The organism is Bacteroides sp. AR20 (assembly GCF_964250605.1).
GTDB lineage: Bacteria > Bacteroidota > Bacteroidia > Bacteroidales > Bacteroidaceae > Bacteroides > Bacteroides uniformis.
Genome location: NZ_CAXUGK010000011.1, coordinates 68,156 through 89,808 on the forward strand (window position 1 = coordinate 68,156; position 21,653 = coordinate 89,808).

Consider the following 21,653-nt stretch of genomic DNA (forward strand, 5'->3'; position numbering starts at 1 on the left):
AGTTATTCGACCTAATTGAAGCATAATTTGACTTGATCTATGACTGTATGAAGCGTTCCTGATATTCCGTCGGCAACATGCCGAATTCCTTTTTGAAACAAGAACTGAAATATTTCGGGTCATTAAAACCGACGGCATACGCCAGATCGGAAACACGCACAGAACTCCCCTTCTCCTCCATAATGCGGCAGGCCGCTTTCAGACGGATGTTACGGATAAAGGCAGAAGTATTCAGTCCCGTCAGGGATTTCAGTTTCTTGTAAAGGGTGGACTTGCTGGTGCCCATCTCCTCCACAAACTGGGGCTGGTCGAAGTCTGAATCTTCCAGATGGCGGTTTACGCAGTCAATGGCACGCTGCATGAAGTCCTCATCAATGCTGGTATAGTCCAGTTCCTTGATTTCGAACACCAGTTGGTTCTTAAAGTCATGCGCCTTGCGTTCTTTGTATTTCAGCAGATTGCGGATGCGTGCATGCAGCACGGCCAGGTTGAACGGTTTACTGATAAAGGCATCCGCCCCCACTTCATAAGCTTCGGCACGGTCTTCCTCCTTGTTCTTGGCTGTCAGAAGAATCACGGGAATATGACTGAGTTCCAACTTGTTCTTCACATACCTGCAAAACTCGATGCCGTCCATTACGGGCATCATCACGTCCGAAACAATCAGGTCAATATCCTCATTGTCAAGCACAGTCACAGCCTCCTGACCGTTTTCGGCCGTATGGACATTGTATTCACGTTTCAGCAGCCGGACCATTAACTGCAAAAGCTCCTCATTGTCCTCCACCACCAGTATGGTATGCGCTTTGGGCTTTTCAGCAACCACATTCTCCGCATTCTCCTCTTCAAGATAGGTAACGGTTTTCTGTACCGGAAGTACAGCTTCCTCATCAATCTGTTCTTCCTTAAAGTAAGAGCGGTCTACGGGCAAGGTCACGATGAATTCCGTTCCCCGGCCTTCCTCGCTCTCCACTTCAATGCTTCCTCCATGCAGCTCCACCAAGTCCTTTACCAAAGAAAGGCCGATGCCCGTACCAATGGTGTTGAACTTCCGGTAATCCCCCTCGTAGAACCGCTTGAAGAGGCTCTTCTGCTTGTCCTTTGAAATGCCACTGCCATTATCCTTTACATGCAACCGGACGAAGTCCCTGTCTTCGGCATACATCAGCGTGACTTGTATATAGCCACCCTCCTTATTATATTTGGCGGCATTGGAAAGCAGGTTGTAGAGAATCTTGTCCAGCTTGTCCGTATCAAAATAACCGATAATCGACTCCGGATTACAGAGTACGGAGAAATGTATCTTGCGCTTTTTGACAAGCGGCAGGAAAGATTCGGCTTCATTTTTCACAAACGCCGCCACATCTCCTGGAGAGACACGCAACTTCAGATTGCCGGTTTCTGCTTTACGAAATTCAAGAATCTGCTGCAACAGACGGATGAGCCTGCTGATATTGCTACCCATTACCGTATAAAGGTCGTCATGCCCGGGAAACCGCATCTTCAACTCATCGACGGTAGCCGAGATAATGGTCAGCGGAGTCAGCAGTTCATGCGTGATATTTGTAAAGAACTGCAATTTGGCATGATTCAGTTCTTCCAGTTTGGACTTCTCCATCTCCCGAAGATGCAGCTCATTACGCAGCTGCATCCTGTTCTTTGCTGTTCGGAGAATGAAGCAGACAATAGCTGCCCCTATCAGTGCATAAATGATATAAGCCCACCATGTAGCCCAGAACGGTGGCAATACCACCACCTCAAGTTCACGGATTTCCTGACTCCAAATGCCATTTTCATTGGTGGCTTTCAGACGGAACCGATAAGTACCGCTCTTCAAATTATTATAATAGGCAAAACGGCGGTTGGCATCCGTATATTGCCAATCCTTGTCAAAACCTACAAGCTGATAAGCATACCGATTTAAACCGGGATTCTTATAAGTAAGGGATGCGAATTCAATACTGAAATTATTATATCCGTAAGGCAGATCTAACTTCCGCGTAAACGAAGGCATGACAGAAGAAATCCGTTCTCTGACCTCCGGTTCCAATACCGCAAAAGAACGGTTGAAGATTTTTATATCCGTAATCAGATAAGGCACGGCTTCATTGTCTTTCTCCAGAGATGCAGGAAGGAAACTGTTATAACCCTTATTTCCTCCAAAGAATAACTCGCCCTCCCTACTGCAAGAAGACTGTGATATGAAAAAGTTATCCTGCAGACCGTCTGCTGTCGTATAGACACGGACCGTAGCCAAATTCTCGTCCATCGGTACAAAAAGCTGTACCAGCCCCATATTAGTCCCCATCCATAGACACCCTTGCCTGTCTTCCTCTATAGACCCTATCATGTCGGCAGACAGCTGATATTCCTGATTCTTTTCCGTAAATACATTTTCCTTATAATCATATAGATACAACCCTCCTCCCTCAGTTCCGGCCCATAGCCTTCCCGATTTATCCACATGCAAACACAACACCGAGTTCGTTGCCAGCTGGCCGTTGTTATAACTATAGTTACTATATTTCAGCGTTTCGGGATGCAACACATCCCCCATAATATGTATAATTCCATAGTTGGCTGTCGCAATCCAGAAGCTGCCATCCGCATCCTCCACAATGTCCTTCACATGATACCAATCCGCCAACCCGCCTCCGGCAAAAGAAAGTGTTCCGAACCTATAATGCCCTCCATCGGCCAAACTGATTCCCATACCGCCGCGACAGCCTACCCAACAATTCCCCTTACTGTCCTCACACAAGGCCGAAACGCAATCCGAATAGAGATAAGGCGTGTCGGATTCAGTCAGCACCTTCACTTTCTCTCCTTTCTCATAAATCAAGATACCACCGTCATAGGTAGCGAACCATACTTCTCCATTCTTACGCTGAATAATGTAATTGACCGTGGGTACACTGGGAATATCCGAGAATTCCGGGATATGGGAAAAGAACGACAACACACCGGTTTCATAATCCTTGCGTGCCAGCCCATAACTTCCGGTACCCAGCCAAAGGTCTTTATCTGCATCGGCAAACAAAGCGCGGACGGCAGTAGTAGGCACGTCATCCTCTGCCAGATTCAAAGAATAGAAAGCAAACGGAGATTGTTTCGTGTCTATCATCAGGACACCGCCGCCAATGGAACCCAGCCAGATATTATTGAAGCGGTCGCGCAACAGTGAATTTATTTCATCACAAGGTATATGATATGCCGAATGCAACGACTTGTAATTAATGAATGTACCGGGATTCTCCTGCTTCATAATGCTCAGCCCCACCCGGGTCCCTATCCACAAGGTATGGGTGTGTACATCCTCCACAATATCATAAACAATATTGTCCGACAAGCTGGCATCATCCCCTATCCTATGCGAATAATGCGTATAAGACACGTTTGCCATATCCTTTGGGTGATTCAAGAGAAATAATCCGCAATCCCAGCCACCGACCCACATTTTCCGGTTTGAATCCTGATAGATAACATGTGCCGAGTTCCGTTCATTGATTTTGGGATATGCATAGAATTTATCCTCCTTCCGGGAATAACGAAAAAGACCACTGGACCAGGTACCGACCCACAAATCCCCATCCGAGTCCTCGAACAACGATTTGATGGAAGCTGCGGGAAATATACCATCGGTGGACTTGCCGTCATACATCACGAAGGAGTCCTTCTCTGCCACATACCGGCATAAGCCAGAATCCGTACCAATCCATACCTCATTTTCCCGGGTGACCAACAGGCATGAGACCGCATTGTTGGGAATGGCAGGCGCAGTATATTGACGGATTTCTCCGGTTTTCTTATTGAGTGTGTTCAACCCCTCTTGTGTACCAATCCACAAGAAGCCGTCATTGTCATCGGCAAAACAATAAATGTTGTTACTGGTCAACAAACCGGGAGTATTCAAGCTCGATTTATAGACAGTAATCTGGTAACCGTCGTATTTACAGAAACCATACCGGGTGGCAAACCACAAAAACCCTTCCTTATCCTGATATATTTTCTGGACCTCATCCGTCGGTAATCCGTCTAATGTAGAAATCTGCTTGAACTTCAAACGGGAAATAACATCCCCATCAGCCGCATGCCCCAAGGCAGGATACATTGTCCAACAGCTGAACAGGAGAAGACACGTATGCAGACAAAAAAAACTTACTCTATTTTTCATATACCAGATATTAGGAATTATGACAAATATAGCAAGTTCAGCTCACTTTAAAGAAGAATTATACTCTTTTTTTGTCTGCAAATACTTCAAACGAGGCTTTTCTTGAAGGAGTTAGAGGGCGATAACTCCTTCTAACTCCCGATAACTCCCTTAAATGAAAGAGCCGTGCTCCCCCTCTAACTCCTTCAAGAAAAGCCTTGTTATAACAACTTTATTCCTTACCTTTACAGCCGTGTTCTACACCCTAACCGTAGACAAGCAAACAACATATGAAAAATAAATTCGACTACCAGTCTGTGCCTTATGGCTTTGCGCATTGCTTCCACAGCCAGTGCATCCATAAGGAAGAATGCCTGCACCATCTGGCCGCTATCAATTGTACCTCGCAATATCCCACCTTAAGTATCATCAACCCGAACCGTATCCCTGCCGATACCACCGACTGCCCTTATTTTCGGAAAGCCCAAAAGTACCGAGTAGCATGGGGCATCCGGCATCTGCTGGACAATGTACCCCACAAATGTGCAGCCCCGATGAGGAACCAGCTTGTAGGACACTTTGGCAAGACCACCTATTATCGCTTTTACCGCCAGGAACAAGGCTTGTTTCCAAAGGCACAAGCATATATCCGTCAGGTTTTCAAACAATACGGAATTGCCGAAGAACCGAAATTCGAGAGATACAGCGAAGAATACAGCTACAACGATTGAAGCATCCGGACAGCTCAGCTCTTACAAAGTTTATTTTTGAAAAACATCTGTCATGCTATCACGCAGAGGGGGATATCCTTTTGATTATAAACCGATTAAAGCGTGAAAGATACCCGTGATAGATAAAAATCTTCACAACCATCCATCACGCCATAACAAAAGCAGTATCCGATACTTACTTCATTCACCACAGAATAGTGCTATATGCCTAGTTCTCAGTATGAAACTTTTAGTTTCTTAAGCAAATACTATTGGTTTTAACCTTCTAAAACAAAAGTTTCAATAACAGAAACTGAGAGTTTCCCTTAGGAAAACCATTGGTTTCAACAAGTAAAACCTTTTGTTTCAATAGCTGGAAACTATTGTTCCGACAAGCAAAACCAGCGTGGAAGTCTGCACAAAGCATCCCAAATCACCAGCTTTTTCGACTCAAAACATCAGATTTTCCACAGAAAAACGCTGGAATCGACCTAAAAAAGCATGGAATCACTTGCAAAAAGAGCCTAATTGTCGTACCTTAGTACACTGTAAGCAAACCATTTTGCCTGCATGTGACAAAACAAAAAATAGAAATGAAAATCACCCAACTGAGAGAAAAAGACGGGAATCTGACACTGAGCACGACAGACTTGGACACCTTCCTACAGAAAATCAAAACGGAGACCAAAACCCAGCCCGTATCCACTTTCCGCCAGCAACTGCGATACTGCTTGCCCGGCAAGCGCTGCAACGAGGCAGACCGACTGCCCAAAGTACTCCCGGCAGCCGAATTCCGCAAGACGAACGGTGTCTGCCAGATGAAAACCTACAACGGCATCGTGGAACTGACCGTAGGCCCGCTTTCCGGCAAGTCCGAAATAGCCCTTGTGAAACGTCTTGCCTGGGAACAGCCCCAGACGCGGCTCGTATTCACCGGTTCCAGCGGACGGACTGTAAAGATTTGGACTACCTTCACCCGTCCGAACAATTCGCTGCCGGGCAAACGGGAAGAAGCCGAAGTATTCCACGCCCATGCCTACCGCCTTGCCGTGAAATGCTACCAGCCCCAACTGCCTTTCGACATTCTGCTGAAAGAGCCCAAGCTGGAACAGTACTCCCGCCTCTCCTTCGACCCCGAAGCCATGTACCGCCCGGACTCCATACAGTTCTATCTTGCACAGCCCGTCTCCATGCCCGACGAAACCACCTATCGGGAAGCCCTGCAAGACGAGAAGTCACCCCTGACGCGCGCCGTGCCGGGATATGAAGCCGAAGAAGCCATCATCATGCTGTTTGAAGCCGCCTTGCAGAAGACTTTCGCCGAAGCGACGGGTGCCGGTGCCGACAACAGCCTGCACTCCCTGACCGTACGCCTTGCCGAGAACTGTTTCCGTTCGGGCATCCCCGAAGAAGAGACCGTGAAGCGTACCTATTTCCATTATTATCTGCGCCAAAAAGAGACTGTCATCCGGCAGATTGTAAGAAGCGTTTACCAAGAGAACAAAGGCTTCAATACCCAAAGCAGCCTCAGCAAAGAGCAAAGACTTGCCATACAGACGGACGAGTTCATGAAACGCCGCTACGACTTCCGCTACAATACCCAGGTGGGCGAAGTGGAATACCGTGAACGCCACTCGTTCCGTTTCCGCTTCTCCCCCATCGACAAGCGCACGCTGAACAGCATTGCACTGGATGCACAGTCGGAAGGCATTCCCTTGTGGGACAGAGACATCAGCCGGTACATCTACTCCAACCGCATCCCGGTATTCAATCCGCTGGAAGATTATCTGTACGACCTTCCGCACTGGGACGGGAAAGACCGTATCCTGGCACTCGCCCGGACAGTACCCTGCAACAACCCGTACTGGGCCGAACTGTTCCACCGCTGGTTTCTCAACATGGTGGCACACTGGCGCGGCAATACCGACAAGAAATATGCCAACAGCGTCTCCCCCTTATTGGTAGGTGCACAAGGCACCCGCAAAAGCACCTTTTGCCGAAGCATCGTCCCGCCCGAGCTGCGTGCCTATTATACGGACAGCATCGACTTCTCGCGCAAGCGCGACGCCGAACTTTACCTCAACCGTTTTGCGCTCATCAACATCGATGAATTCGACCAGATAAGCAGCACCCAGCAAGGATTCCTGAAACATATCCTCCAGAAGCCGGTGGTCAACGTGCGCAAGCCATACGCCAATGCCGTGCTCGAGATGCGCCGATATGCCTCGTTCATCGCCACCAGCAACCAGAAGGACTTGCTGACCGACCCCAGCGGCAGTCGCCGGTTCATCTGCATAGAAGTGACGGAAGCAATAGACACCAACCGCCCGATAGACTACAACCAGCTTTATGCCCAGGCCATGCACGAACTGGACCACGGCGAACGCTATTGGTTCGACCAGTCGGACGAACGGATTATGACGGAAAACAACCACGATTTCGAACAGATACCGCCCGAAGAGCAACTGTTCTACCACTATTTCCGCGTTGCCGGAAATGACGAGGAGGGAGAATGGCTGTCGTCTGCCGAAATACTGAACCGCCTGCGCCGGTACAGCGCCATCCCGCTGTCCACCAAGAGAGTGAATGTATTCGGAAGGATACTGCAGAAACATGAAGTGCCGTCCCGCAGAACACGGTTCGGCACGCTGTATCATGTGGTGGAGTGCAAGAGACAAGAAGATTAGTCTTTAAAATATTCAGACACCGGCAATGCTTCTATCGTTTTATCTCCTACGGAAAATTTGTCATGTTGGTTATAAGTGAGTATCAGTCCATGCCCCATCTTGAAGAAAGACAAGGCATCCAGTAAGCCATCTACTTCCCTTTTCCGGTTTTCTGCGGTCAAGGCATAGCATACCTGGATGGCAAGCTGGGGCACAGAATTGCGTACAACTATAAAGTCGCATTCCTTCCGGTTCTCATTATAATAGAATATCTCAGAATAACGGCGACGCAATTCCGCAAAAACCATGTTCTCCAGCCTCCGCCCCTCATCACGGGTGAAAGATGAAGAGGTGACAAATACAACACCATTGTCCACACAATACACTTTCTTCGGGTTCAACAGTTGCGCTTTATATGAATATGAAAATTTCGGAACAAAGTTTATCAAGTAAGTCTGTTCGAAATAAGAGAAATAATCAGACACAGTAGAAGTACTTTTCATTCCCAGTATCTGTTTCAGTTTTGTAGCAGACACCAGATTGCCCACATTCCCCATCAAATAGGCCAAGAGACTTTTCAAAGAGTGGTCATCACGTATATTATATCTCACGGCAATATCACGATATACTATATCATTGACTAAATCCGTCAGAACATCCTGATCATCCAGTTGCAAGTATTGAGGGAAGCCACCCCGATGCAGATAGTCGTACAAGGAACTGTCACCGATAGTCTTACCCGTAAAACCGCAATATTCAGCATACGAAAAAGGGAACAGTTCTTTCGTAATATGTCTTCCTGTCAACTTCGTGCCCAATTCACGACTCAACATCGAAGCATTGGAGCCGGTGATTCCCACATAAAACCCTTCATCCAACTTGCCCCGAATATACACCTCCCAACCATCAACAATCTGTATTTCGTCAAAAAGAAGAGCGATACACCCTTCATGTTCCTTAATAACTTCATCCACTATACGGAAATCACTGAATTCAAATCCATACAGTAAAGGGGTATCAAAATTCAAGGAGAGCACCTCTTCCGGCTTGTATCTATCCACCGATAATTGTGCCAGCAATGTACTCTTACCACAACGGCGAATACCAGATATAATCAGTGCATAGTCTGCTACCAAGGGAGGTAAAGACAACAATAGGTCACGTCGGAAACTTTGAAATTTCCTCAACCGTTCACGTTGCACACGTATGGCTTCTACTATATCCGATTTGCTTATCATAGGGCTATGTCATTTATATTCAGATACAAATATAAACATTCCATTCTGAATAAACAAATCTATCCATTTAGAATAGATAGATTTGTTTATTCGGAATGAAAGCACTACCTTAGCACCTCATTACAAAAATAACGCTTATGCAAGACATTATAAACGGACGTTGCGGCTGGTGCGGAACCGACGAGCTGTATGTGAAATACCACGATGAAGAGTGGGGAAAAACGGTAACAGACGACAAGACACTATTCGAGTTTCTTGTATTGGAAAGTGCCCAGGCGGGACTGAGCTGGATAACCATCCTCAAAAAGCGGGAAGGCTACCGCAAAGCCTTTTGCAATTTCGATGCCGCGCAAGTGGCGCAAATGACCGACGAAGACGTGGAACGGCTGATGCACTTTGACGGCATCGTGAAAAACCGTCTGAAAATCAAGTCGACCATCACCAATGCAAAGCAGTTTCTTGTCATACAGAAAGAATTCGGCAGCTTTTACAACTATACGCTATCCTTCTTCCCCGACCGGAACCCCATTATCAATCATTTTCAGTCATTGAGTGAGATTCCGGTATCATCTCCCGAATCAGATGCCATGAGCAAAGACATGAAAAAACGGGGATTCAAGTTCTTCGGCTCTACCATTTGCTATGCCCATCTGCAAGCTTCGGGGTTTATCAACGACCATCTGACGGATTGCATTTGCCGAAATCAGAAACAATAAAACAAAGAAATATACAGAAGCAAGCAAAACATCAACACAAAGCGGTCACCCTCCCCCATCGGAAAGGCGACCGCTTCAGTGTTATAAAATCTGTTTCTCAGTATGTAATACACTGAGAAGAAATATTATTCTATTCCGATACTATGGCATACGGGAAAAAGGATGAACGTAAACTCATAATCAGCGTATGGCACCAGGTATTCCGGACGGGCTATACGTCCCCAACTGTCTTCGCAACCCAGACCGGCTTGCACCTTGTCGATACAGAGATTAGTCAAATCAGCTTCATCCACCTCTTGCGAGTGTCCTTGCTCTTTGCTCCAGCCTTCATCTAAAGACTCGATGGTATAGTGCAAGGCAGATGCGGAGAAGGGAGCGGCTGCCACAATCTTGATGCCATTACCAGACTGATCCAACATCTTCCACCAACGAATATCGGTCTTTGTTCCGTTTTCCTGCGGACGGATGTAGGGATAGAACTGCTCGGCCACACTTTGGCGATAAATGCCTAAGTCGGCGCAATGATTACGGTCAATATAGTTTTCAACCGGACCGCGTCCATAGTATTCAACGGTTTCAAAGCTGCGCGGCATAGGCATCTGCAGACCGAAACGGAACATGTTCGATACTTTGGCATTCTTGTCGGCAGTCAGCTTCTGGGTCACCTTGACGGCACCGGCATTGTTGATGACATAAACAAGGTTCAGCTTAGCTGAAACACCCGGCATGTCGTAAGCAGATTCTACAATCACCTGATTGTTCTCCGTGCGCTGTTTGAAAGAGGTCAGTTTGATTTCCGGATTCTTCCAAGCGATATATTTGCGTTGCAGATTGGCACCGTAGTCGTTGTCAACAGGCGCACGCCAGAAGTTTGGTTTTAAAGCCTCGCCGTCTTTAATCATATCCCGGCCATTCACTTCGTACTTAGTCAGATAACCGTTGTGCTTGTTGATTTCTACACGGAAAGCATCACCGGAGACGATGAGGTAGTTCCAATCGTTATCCTGTACTTGGGGAGCCGTCATCTCGATATTGCTCTGTTCGCAGTTCTTCAATTCCATGGAAGGAGCTTGGTAAGGATTGAGCGTCAACTGGTCTTTTGCCACTACATGTCCGGCGGAAAGCAATCCTTCACGGTTCTTCAGCTTATAGGAAACATTCAGCAACCACTCGGTGCATTGGCAAGTCTTGCCCAAGTCCAACTTGATTTTGGCTGTCTGTTGGGGAGCTACATTCAGATTATCCACACGACCGGTCCGTATCACCTTACCGCCTTTCAGTACCTCCCACTCCATATAATAGGCAGAAAGATCACGGAAGAAGTATTCATTGAACACATTGATTTCGCCGTTCTTCAAGTCGGCCGGAGTAGTCCAGATGTCCTGATAGATACGGCCTACCTCATACATGTGGGGATTGGGCACACGGTCGGGGCTGATAAGACCGTTATCGCAGAAGTTACCGTCGCTGGCATCAAAACGGTTAAAGTCACCGCCGTAGGCATAAATCATCTTACCGTTTTTTCCTGTCCAACGTACAGACTGATCAACAAAATCCCAAATAAAGCCACCTTGGAATTTGGAATATTTACGCACCAAATCCCAATATTCTTTAAAACCTCCTTGCGAGTTTCCCATCGCATGAGCATATTCGCACTGAATCAGGGGCTTTGTCATAGAATCATCCTCACTGTATTTCTTACATCCGTCATAGCCATAATACATCGGGCAATAGATGTCTGTCTTGCCTGTTTTACCGGCTTGTTCATATTGTACGGCACGGCTCGGGTCTTCAGCCTTTATCCAATCGTAGGCAGCTTCGAAATTAGCGCCATAGCCGGCTTCGTTGCCCAAAGACCAGAAAATGATGCTGGGATGATTGAAGCTACGCTGCACATTGCGCTGGTTACGCTCCATATGTGCTTTCCTATAGTCCTCACGTTTGGCAAGTGTCTCTTCCCCATAACCCATTCCGTGGGATTCGATATTGGCTTCGGCCACTACGTAAATACCATATTGGTCGCAGAGGTCGTACCAGAGATTATTGTCGGGATAGTGGCAGGTGCGCACGGCATTCAGGTTGAACTGCTTCATCACCTGAATATCCTGAATCATGCGTTCGCGAGAAATGACGTAACCACCGTCCGGATCCATCTCGTGGCGGTTGGCTCCCTTGAAGAGAACGGGCTGGCCGTTGACAAGTATCTGACTTCCTTTCAGCTCTATCTTTCGGAAGCCCACCTTTACGGGAATCACCTCACTGCTGCCTTGCAAAGTGGCACGTAGGGTATACAAGTAGGGCGTTTCCGCCGTCCACTTATGAGGATTCTCCACATTTATCAAGGCAGTAGCGTTACCTTTGGCGACAGCTGTAGCCACCTGTTTTCCGGCAGCGTCCAGCAGTTCAAGACTGACATTGCCGCCACCCTTCACATCAAGCTGTACTTTCAGGGAACCGTTCTTATAAGCAGTATCCAAATCGGGAGTGACACGGATGTCCTGAATGCGCTTCTTGTCACGGGCATACAAGTAGCAATCGCGCCCTACACCGCTATAACGGAAGAAGTCCTGGTCTTCCAGATACGTCCCGTCACACCAGCGGAATACCTGAAAGGCTATCAGATTCTTTTGTCCCGGCTTCAAGTAGGGTGTCAGGTTGAATTCAGCCTCCAGTTTGCTGTCCTCACTATAACCTACGTACTTGCCGTTTACCCACAAATACATATTGGAAGTCACGGAACCGAAATGAGCAATGATGTCCTTACTCTTCCAGTCGGCAGGTATTACAATCTCACGACGGTAGGAACCTACATTGTTATTCTCCGTTGGCACCTGCGGTGGATTGTTCTTGAACTGATTGCGCCAGGCATATCCGGTATTCACGTAGATAGGGTCGCCGAAACCGTTCAGTTCCCACATACCGGGAACGGCCATATCGCTCCATCCCTTGTCGTTGAACCCCACTTTCCAGAAATCCGTGGGACGGGCATCGGCATTCTTCACCCAGAAGAATTTCCAGATACCGTTCAGAGTCATGTAATTGGAAGAATGTTCTTTTGCTCCACGAGCCGCAGCATCTGCCGACTCATAGGCAAAATAGTTGGTGTGCATCGGAGCACGGTTCACGGCATTCACTTCAGGGTTTTGCCATTCAGTGAAGGACTGTGCGCTTGCGGCAATGGCAAAAGTCGCAAGCAGTCCGGTAATGAAATGTTTCTTCATGGTAAATAGTTTATAAAAATTAGCAACGGCATACAAGCAGAACCGGTATGCCGTCACAAAGATACGCCTATCCTATAATTAAAAGGAAGAATAATCGTTCAAAAAAGGCTGAATTTAATTCTTTAAATAAGTGTTCATAACTAGTTCACATAATTAAATTAGGTGACTAAATGGGAATTTATTTTGATTGAGTACTTATCCGCAAACGATAGACTCCGAACGAACGAGGCTGAAGCTCCAGGCTCAGAGAACGGGAAGCCACCTCCACCGGACGAATACGTGGAACAATAGCCTCCTGCTCCAGTGTATTCTTGGCTTTCCAGTCATCACTTTGCAAATAGGTGCAGGAACCCGAGACAAGCTGCCGCTTCTTCAATCCGCTGAACTCTATCTGTACCTTCTCCGATCTGCTGCCCGCATTGACAAGCTTCAGAATTACTTCTCCCGTAGGAGCATCCAGCACTGCCGATGCATAAAGGCTGTCCTGCCCCGTCACGGGTTTTCCGTCCATTTGCAGGTTCAGCACATCTGTTCCGGCATTCATACCGTACATCTGCTGTACGTAATAGTTGGGAGTCCGCATCATACGGAGATTGTCGAACCAAATCAAATCGGGATTCCACTGCCAGGCATCCACATGGGCAAACAACGGAGCATAGGTAGCCAGGCGCACCACATCGGCATTACGTTCCAGTCCCGTCATAAAAGCTGCTTCGGACAGTGCCGCCAAGAAATTATTGGCTTTCCCGGTGGGGTGGTCATGCGATGCATATTCACCGGCAAAGACTTTCGGTCCTTTACGGTCATAGTCATCATAGCGGGCAGCATTGGCAAAGAACCAGTCGGGAGCCATATAATAATGCTCGTCCACCAAATCCACCCCGATGCGTTTCATTTCGGGCCAGAGGTAATCGAACTTGTCCCCATCTGCACTCGGACCGGAAGAACCTACAATCTGCATATCGGGATATTCCGCACGGATGGCTTTCGTGAACACTTCCAGACGCTCGGGATAGACTTCCCCCCACTGTTCATTGCCGATGGCAATCATTTTCAGACCGAACGGTTCGGGATGTCCCATATCGGCACGCACCTTTCCCCACTTGGAGGTTGCAGCACCGTTGGCAAACTCGATGAGGTCGAGGGCATCCTGCACGTACGGGCCGAGTTCTCCAAGGGGAACCACTTCGTTGCTTTCGTATTGGCAGGACAGCCCGCAGCTCAGTACCGGCAGAGGCTCTGCACCGAGGTCTTCACTCAGCAGGAAATATTCGTAAAAGCCAAGTCCGTAACTCTGGAAATAATCCGGGAAAGCTTTATGCTTGAATGTATAGTTCCAGCGATTTTCTTTCAAAGGACGGTTCTCTACCGGACCCACGGAATTCTTCCATTGATAACGGGTGGCAAGGCTGTTGCCTTCGATGATACAACCGCCGGGAAAACGGAATACTCCGGGATTGAGGTCATAGAGGGCTTGTACCAAGTCGGCACGCAATCCATTCTCACGCTTCTTCCAAGTGTTCACCGGGAAGAGAGAGATGTGGTCCATATCTACCGTACCCTCCGTCTGCAACACAACACGCAGACGCGAGCGAACATCGGTAAAAGGAGCTTTCAGCACAGCCGTCAGCTTCTGCCATTCACTGCCTTTCACTTCCAGTTCCTTCTTCAGGAGATTCTCTCCGTTGGAATTCACCAGTTCGACGGAAAGCTTCATTGGTTTGGTATCCGGCGTACGGACATAGGCGGAGAAACGGTAATCTTCTCCTTTTTTCAGGCCGATGCCACGATAACCTTCATTATCCAGTCCGGCACGCAAAAGACAGCCGTCATTGGTAATGCGCACATAATGCGGATTGCGGTCGAAGCAGGGCCGCTCGTCCTGTACCGTCACCTCGCCGAAAGGTATCCACCCCACCAGCGGCTGCGGGAACTCAAAAGAGCGGTTCTTTACCAGTTCGGCATACAAACCACCGTCCGCACCGAAATTAATGTCTTCGAAGAAGATTCCATACATGGCAGGATTTATCCGAGCCGTCGGTTTTGATACATCAACAGTCATCACATGCTGTTGCGCCTGCATGCCAAGAACAACGAACAATGTCAATAGAAATAAAAGTCTTTTCATGGTTTTAATCTGTTTATAACGATAGCATAAGCTAAATTATGACGACATACTTAGCTATTCTACATCAATCCTATTTACCGGCAACCATACATCCATCTTGCCCTCACCCCGGTGTGCCCATGCATAATAAGGTATCAGGGTCAGCGTCACATCTCTGGTTGCCAACTTTCCGGCAGCATCAAAACCAAGAGCCTGCACTTCTGTGGTAATTTCGTTGATGCCATACAGCAGTTCGGGCTTCTCCGTCACCTGGAATTTCGGATGACGGTTCAGGATGATATTCTGTATATTAAAATCATTATCGGCCCACTCGGCACAATAAACGATAGGACCACGCTCAACGGCCACCCGTCCACGGTCGGCAACCACTTTTTCATTGGCTTTCACCACACGGGGGTGCATGTCGAAATGCACCTCTACCACATCCCCTTTCTTCCACTTCCGGTCTATCCGGAGATAGCCTTTACGAAGTTCACCGGTCACCTCCTCGCCATTCACCAATACACGATAGCCCAACTTCAGGTCGTCGGCATACGAATAAAGGTCACTCGGAAGTACACTGCCGCGCACCCAACCCGGAATACGGATATTCATCGTAAACGGCAGGTTGCCCTGAGCCACCTTCACACGAATATCTCCGTTCCAGGGGTATCCGGTTTCCTGCTCCAGCACCACTTTCTTTTCATTCAACTTCAGCTCGGCACGGTTGGACAAGAAAAGGTTGACGTACACCTGATTGTCTTTCACGGCATACACATATCCCGGCAAAGAAGGAATGAACCGGCTGATGTTGCTAGGACAGCAGGCACAACCAAACCACGGCTGGCGTGTAATCGTATGGTCGGCATTAAAGTGATACTTACCATCGCAAGACAACGGATTGGGATAGAAGAACTTGCCTCCGTCCAATGAAACGCCGGAGATTAATCCGTTGTAAAGCGTACGTTCCAGCACGTCGAAATACTTGGAATCGCCATGCAGCAGAAAGAGGCGGTAATTCATGTAAACATTGCCGATGGCGGCACAGGTCTCATTGTAGGCAGTCAGATTCGGCAATTCATAGTTATCACCGAAAGCTTCGCCCGTGTGACGCGCACCGATACCGCCGGTAATATATATCTTCTTGCCGACGATATTCTCCCATATCTTGTCGATAGCCTTGATGTAGGAGCTGTCACCCGTAATGGCAGCCACATCAGCCATACCGGAATACATGTAACCGGCACGTACGGCATGTCCCACTGCCTCTTCCTGCTCCAGTACAGGCTTGTGCGACTGCAAATAGATGTCCTTGCGTGCCGTAGTGCCGCGCGCGTCGAGGAAGAACTTGGCCTGGTCGAGATATTTCTTATCTCCTGTCACGGTATAGAGGCGTACCAATGCCATTTCGGCAATCTGATGTCCGGGAATCACACGCTTCTGTCCGGGGCCTTCACCGATATTCTTGCATACGCAGTCGGCATAACGGATAGCTATATCCAGGAAGTTCCGCTTGCCTGTAGCTTGATAATAAGCCACAGCCCCTTCCACCATGTGACCCAGATTATAGAACTCGTGGCTCAAATTCTCCACCTCCGACCAGCGTTCCGGCCCCGACCAATCGTGCGGATGCTTGGGGTTCATGGTACGTGCGGTGTAAAGATACCCGTCCGGTTCTTGGGCGGCGGCCACTATGACCAATACGCTGTCGATATATTCTTCCAGTTTCTTGTCCGGGTAAGTCTGCAAGGAGTAACTTGCACCTTCAATCGTCTTATAGACATCCGTATCGTCAAAGGAGAAGCCTCCCACCTTATACTCATCACTGGGATGAGTAGCTTTCACAAAGTTTTCATAACGTCCCGTTTCCTCACACTTACTGAAAGCCAACGGGATGGTTACCTCGCGGCTTGCCTTCAAGCGTTGTCCCCAGAAACTGTCCGTCACCTTCACTGAAGTGAAAGGAACCGGGTCGATGGGATAACCGGAATGCAAAGTCTGTTGCTTTTGTGCCGACACACTGCCGGTCATGGCTGCAACAAGTGCCAAAGTCAATAATCGTTTCATATCTTTTAAGTTTTTAAGTTCCCACGCACGGAATTACACGGATTTATCCTTATTTCCCCTTATTCTCATGGATACGTATCACCGTAAACGAATAGGCAGGCAAGGTATAAGGAAACTCCGTACCGCCGATGTCGACGAAGGTGGAAGTCACGGAACGTGCCTGCTTGTCTTTCGGGTCACCCGTCAGGAGCGTCTTCACTGCCGAGGGATTCTGCAAGTCGATGCCCTTCAGCTTCACTGTAGAGGAAACCTCCACCGGAAGCAGGTTCACCAGCTTTACGATATGGTCACCCGTAGCCTCATCCTTTACCACCGAAACGCCGACGCGCTTGCGGACAGCCTCTTGCCCATTACTCAGTGTGACGTGCGAGGTGATGTACTGCGTACCCGCATTCTGTCCGTACATCTGCTGTGTGTAGTAGCCCACGGTAGGCTTCACCTCCGTGTTATTGAAATAAATCAAGTCGGGATTCCACTGCGTATGCCCTTCCTTTGCCAGCAACGGAGCGTATGAGGTCATTTCCACCACATCGGCATTACGTTCCACAGAAGTCAGATAGAGGGCTTCTGCCAACGCTGTCTCTATGTTGTTGGGACGTCCGGGCAGGTGGGCGGCATATTCGCCCAGATAGACCTTGGACTTGGTACGGTCATAACGGTCGTAGTAGTCCTGGTTGTGAATCATCCAGCCCGGATCCACGTAATAGTGTTCGTCCACCATGGGCACGCCCAGTTCCGTGGCAAGGCGCCAGCCCTCCGCATAGTCCGTGCCTTCGTAGAAAGGACCTACAGTGCCGACAACCGTAATTTCGGGATGCTTCTCCCTGACAGCCTTGTATATCATGGCAAAGCGCTCCTCAAACACTTCGGTAATCATATCCTCGTTGCCGATGCCGATATACTTCAGATTGAAAGGCTTGGGATGGCCTGCCTCAGCACGCTTCCTGCCCCACACGGTGCGGCGTGCATCGCCGTTGGCATACTCTATCAGGTCGAGCACATCCTGGATATAGGCAGGCATCTCTTCCATCGGGATGCCACCCTGCTGGCCGTAGCGCATCAGTTCCTTGTTGGCCCCCTGCGGACAGTTGTCGGCATAGTGCGAGTGTGTGCCCGAATTCTGGCACGGCACGCCCGCTGCCAATACCGGCAGAGGTTCGGCACCTATATCTTCGCAGAAGCGGAAGTACTCGAAGTAGCCCAGTCCGCGTGTCTGATGATACCCCCACAGATTGCGCAACGGCTTACGCGCTTCGAGCGGTCCGATAGAGCCTTTCCAATCATAGATATTGTCGATGCCGTCGCCATGAGCCACGCAGCCGCCGGGGAAGCGGACGAAGCGTGGATGCAGGTCGGCAAGCGTCTGCGCCAGGTCGGCACGCAAGCCGTTCTTATGGCCCTTGAATGTATTTTGCGGAAAAAGGGAAATCATATCGAGATGCAGTGTCCCCACCGTCTGCGGCTGAAGCGAGAGCACGGCGGCACGCACATCGGCGTTTGCCGTCAGCACCGTCTGCTGTTTCTTCCACTCTTTGGAGGACACATTGACGGAAGAGCGGGCAATCTCACGGCCCGTCTGGTCGAGCAGGCAAACAACCACCTTGCCTCCCTTGCTGCCCGGTGCCACGCGGGCGAAGAGAGAGAAATCGTACTTCTCCCCTTTCTTCAAGCTGATGCCGTCGAAACCGTCGTTCTGCAATGTCACTCCGGGACGCGCCTCCAATACGGCATAATGAGGGTTATTGGGATGAATGGGGTCGGCAGCGGCAATGGTAACGGCAGCCGAAGTATTCCCCTCTTTCACCGCCCAGGCATATGTGCCGTCCCAACCTTGGTGTGAACCGTCCTTAGACGAATACTCGAAGTCGCGGTTCTGTACCAGCTCGGCATACAGTCCTCCATCCGCAGCATAGTTGATGTCTTCGAAGAAAATACCTATCAGATGCTTGCTGATGGGTTTTGCACATTCCGTCTCCACTTCGATAGTCGCCTCCACCGGTTTCAGTCCGGCAAAACGTACGGGGTCTTGCTCGGTACGTTCGGCATGGAGTGCCTGGCGGTACTTCTTATGCTCTGCAAAGGAGATGACACGCTGCACCGTGGCATACGGTACACGCTGCATCCAACCCTGCTGTACGGTACCGTTCAGCAGAACCTCCTTCCGCACGTTAGGATAGACCTCCGCCGGCCGGTATTCGGCAAGGCGAGAACGGTCAAAGTATTTCTGCGCTTTCCATTGCAGCAAGTCGGGAGACTCGACGTATGCAAGGGAGTTTCCGCTTTCCGTCAGTTCCCAGATACAGTGCCAACGGTCGTCGGCACGGGTCTGCATCAAGTGCGGTTTCAGCATCCGCTTCATTTGCCCCCAGGGGCCGAAGTCCGAGTTGACAAAGGAGCTGCCCTCTGCCACGCTGAACCATCGGTTGCCATTGGGACTCCAGGCTAGTTTCAGACCGCCACTGCCGTCGGCATGGGAGTAGGAAAAGAGATAGACTGAATCGGGTTCATTCGCCACTCCATTCGTTATAGCCTGCAAAGGAACGGTCAGTGTCAAGAACAGACACAAGGACAATAATTTCAAGAATCCATTCATGGTATTAAGTCGGTATTAATCATTTACATTTAGTTCGATAGTCACAATCAGCCGTATTCTGAATGCCATTCAGTCGTATAGTGAATAGGGTTCAGTCGTATAGTGAATGCCATTCAGTATACGACTGAATCAGGACAATTATAGACCTCTGATAATCAAAGATTTGCAAAAGGAGTAATCCGTTATGATATATCATTACAAAACAAAGATTGCTCCATACCTTCTTTATTCCACGATTACCGCCCCTCCCTGCGGCTGAACCGTGAGTTGCAGAGAGCCGTCAGCCTTTATCCTCTGCAGCTTTAATTGAGGCTGCATCTTCTTGTCATCACTATACAGAGACACCTCTTGTCCTGCCAGCACAGGAAGGTCAAGCTTCAGTTTCAATGGTTCCGCCGTTGCATTGACAGCGGCTATGTACCACGTGTTGCCATGACGACGGGCAAGAACAATATATCTCCCCGGATAGCCGTCAATGAAACGGGTCTCGTCCCAAGTAGTGGGCACTTGTTTCATAAAGTCGAGGCAGATTTGCGGAGCATCCGTCAAGTTATTAGGTGCCAAGGCGAAGTTCTGGATAGGATTTTGGAACAGCACTGCCGTTGCCAGCTGAAAGATGTCCGTGGTGCGGCGAATAGTTCCACCATCGTTGCTGCGGTTCAGACACTTGTTCAGGAACACACCGCCAAACTCCATGCATCCCACAGCATTGCGGATGAAAGGGTGCAGCGTGGCATTGAAGGCCTCGTTATCACAGAAATGTTGGCTAAATACCAGATTCTCGGAAGCCAGCACCGCCTCGCTGCCTACGTAATTGGGATACATCCGTTCCCAGCCGCGAGGCAAGGTACAGCCGTGGAAGATAACCATCAGACCGTGGTCGTCGGCATCGCTCAGAATCTCCTCGTACAAACGCAGGGTCTCCTGCTTGTCACCGCCGAAGAAGTCTACTTTGATACCCTTCACATCCAGACTTTGCAACCAGCGCATCTCTTGCTTGCGGGCAATGGAGTTATCCATCCGGTTGACGGGACTCTGCTCTATATCGTTCCAGTAACCACTGGAGCTATACCACAAGAATACCTCCACACCCTTGCTGCGGGCATACTTGACAAACTGTTCCATGCGGTCGCGACCGATGTTGTTGTCCCACCAGTTGTCAATCAATACATATTCGTATCCCATGGCGGCCGCCAAGTCAACATAGCGCACCTGGTCGTCGTAGTTGATGCTGCCGTCCTGCCAGAGAATCCAGCTCCAGGTGCCACGGCCCGGCTTGTAATCATGGGTGGTGGTATAGCGTGTTTCCACTACATCCCAGGGGACGGTGGTTTCCACAATCGGCTTCAAGGTTTCGCCCACCGTCACAGTACGCCACGGCGTGGAGCCCGGCAGGGAAAAGGCAGGTGACACCGTTCCGTTGCCGTTGTTCTCTTCCGGCATGGGGAAAGCAATGCGATACACGCCGTTATCCCAATCACTCAAACGCGAGCCACAATAACGGCTGTCCACTCCGGTTTCACTGAGCAGTACCCAGCCGTCATCCCCCACCTTGAACAAGCAGGGAAATGTATATCCATGTCCATAACCCGAACGTTCGTTCATCGGGGCATCTGCCTTATATTCTTCTTCGTAACTGGGTTTGGTACGCTTCCACCCTATCATGGCGTCGCTCTGCGGACAAAGGAAAGTGGTGGTCTGCGACGGGAAGCGGAAGCCGGTCCGTTCGCTGTTCACCGTGACGCTTCCTTTTCCCTGCTCCCTCGGCAAGGTGTAACGGAAAGCCACGTCATTGTTGCTGACGCGGAAAGTTATCTGCACATTCTTCCCCTCACCGTTGACGAATGAACAAAGCAATTCGTTTGCCCGGTAATGGATGTGCGAAGCTTTGATTCGGGATTGTTCATAAACCGTATCAAGAGCTGTGACTTTATGTTCCTTCAACTGCAATCCTCTATAGAAATCACCCACATTTGTCTCCATCCCCAAGGGAGAAGATTCCAGCATTTGCTTTCCATTGTAGGTGACGGCGTAAGACACTTCGCCGTTGGCTGACGGGCAGGATACCGTAAGCTGCAATTTTCCATCCGGACCATTGACAGATACACTCTGTGCTGCCAGCGGACCTGAGAGGGCAAACAACCAAACCAGTAATTTCAATCTATTCTTCATGGTATTAAAT

At 49.1% G+C, this 21,653-nt stretch carries 10 protein-coding genes; 3 read left to right on the plus strand and 7 right to left on the minus strand.

Going from position 1 to position 21,653, the window contains the following annotated elements:
- Nucleotides 1-37: 37 nt before the first annotated feature.
- Complete coding sequence (locus ACESTD_RS07885; RefSeq protein WP_061411574.1) at nucleotides 38-4,174, minus strand: hybrid sensor histidine kinase/response regulator transcription factor; 4,137 nt, start codon at nucleotides 4,172-4,174, stop codon at nucleotides 38-40.
- Nucleotides 4,175-4,443: 269 nt separating this feature from the next.
- Here ACESTD_RS07885 and ACESTD_RS07890 point away from each other — a divergent pair, with 269 nt between their 5' ends.
- Together ACESTD_RS07890 and ACESTD_RS07895 are read left to right on the plus strand one after the other, a co-directional pair.
- Nucleotides 4,444-4,884, plus strand: coding sequence for a DUF6078 family protein (locus ACESTD_RS07890; RefSeq protein ID WP_005833259.1), 441 nt, complete (start codon nucleotides 4,444-4,446; stop codon nucleotides 4,882-4,884).
- Between the two features lie 572 nt (nucleotides 4,885-5,456).
- The gene (locus ACESTD_RS07895; protein WP_005833260.1) at nucleotides 5,457-7,550 is read left to right on the plus strand and encodes a BT4734/BF3469 family protein; all 2,094 of its coding nucleotides are present in this window, start codon (nucleotides 5,457-5,459) and stop codon (nucleotides 7,548-7,550) included.
- Here ACESTD_RS07895 and ACESTD_RS07900 read toward each other — a convergent pair.
- On the minus strand, nucleotides 7,547-8,767 hold the full coding sequence (locus tag ACESTD_RS07900) for an ATP-binding protein (RefSeq protein ID WP_061411578.1): 1,221 nt from the start codon (nucleotides 8,765-8,767) through the stop codon (nucleotides 7,547-7,549). The two genes, ACESTD_RS07895 and ACESTD_RS07900, sit on opposite strands and share 4 nt — an antisense overlap.
- Before the next feature lie 137 nt (nucleotides 8,768-8,904).
- Here ACESTD_RS07900 and ACESTD_RS07905 point away from each other — a divergent pair, with 137 nt between their 5' ends.
- On the plus strand, nucleotides 8,905-9,483 hold the full coding sequence (locus tag ACESTD_RS07905) for a DNA-3-methyladenine glycosylase I (RefSeq protein ID WP_005830137.1): 579 nt from the start codon (nucleotides 8,905-8,907) through the stop codon (nucleotides 9,481-9,483).
- Nucleotides 9,484-9,608: 125 nt separating this feature from the next.
- Here ACESTD_RS07905 and ACESTD_RS07910 read toward each other — a convergent pair whose 3' ends face one another.
- From ACESTD_RS07910 to ACESTD_RS07930, 5 genes are all read right to left on the minus strand, one after another.
- Nucleotides 9,609-12,704, minus strand: a complete 3,096-nt coding sequence (locus ACESTD_RS07910) for a glycoside hydrolase family 2 TIM barrel-domain containing protein (RefSeq protein ID WP_151852477.1) — start codon at nucleotides 12,702-12,704, stop codon at nucleotides 9,609-9,611.
- Between the two features lie 178 nt (nucleotides 12,705-12,882).
- On the minus strand, nucleotides 12,883-14,832 hold the full coding sequence (locus ACESTD_RS07915) for an alpha-L-arabinofuranosidase C-terminal domain-containing protein (protein ID WP_373158738.1): 1,950 nt from the start codon (nucleotides 14,830-14,832) through the stop codon (nucleotides 12,883-12,885).
- Between the two features lie 54 nt (nucleotides 14,833-14,886).
- The gene (locus ACESTD_RS07920) at nucleotides 14,887-16,878 is read right to left on the minus strand and encodes a glycoside hydrolase family 127 protein (protein ID WP_373158737.1); all 1,992 of its coding nucleotides are present in this window, start codon (nucleotides 16,876-16,878) and stop codon (nucleotides 14,887-14,889) included.
- A 49-nt stretch (nucleotides 16,879-16,927) separates the two neighbouring features.
- Complete coding sequence (locus tag ACESTD_RS07925) at nucleotides 16,928-19,471, minus strand: alpha-L-arabinofuranosidase C-terminal domain-containing protein (RefSeq protein ID WP_195291926.1); 2,544 nt, start codon at nucleotides 19,469-19,471, stop codon at nucleotides 16,928-16,930.
- Nucleotides 19,472-19,696: 225 nt separating this feature from the next.
- Entirely contained in the window at nucleotides 19,697-21,643 is a 1,947-nt protein-coding gene (locus ACESTD_RS07930; protein WP_373158736.1) for a glycoside hydrolase family 97 protein, read from the minus strand.
- Between the last annotated feature and the right edge of the window lie 10 nt (nucleotides 21,644-21,653).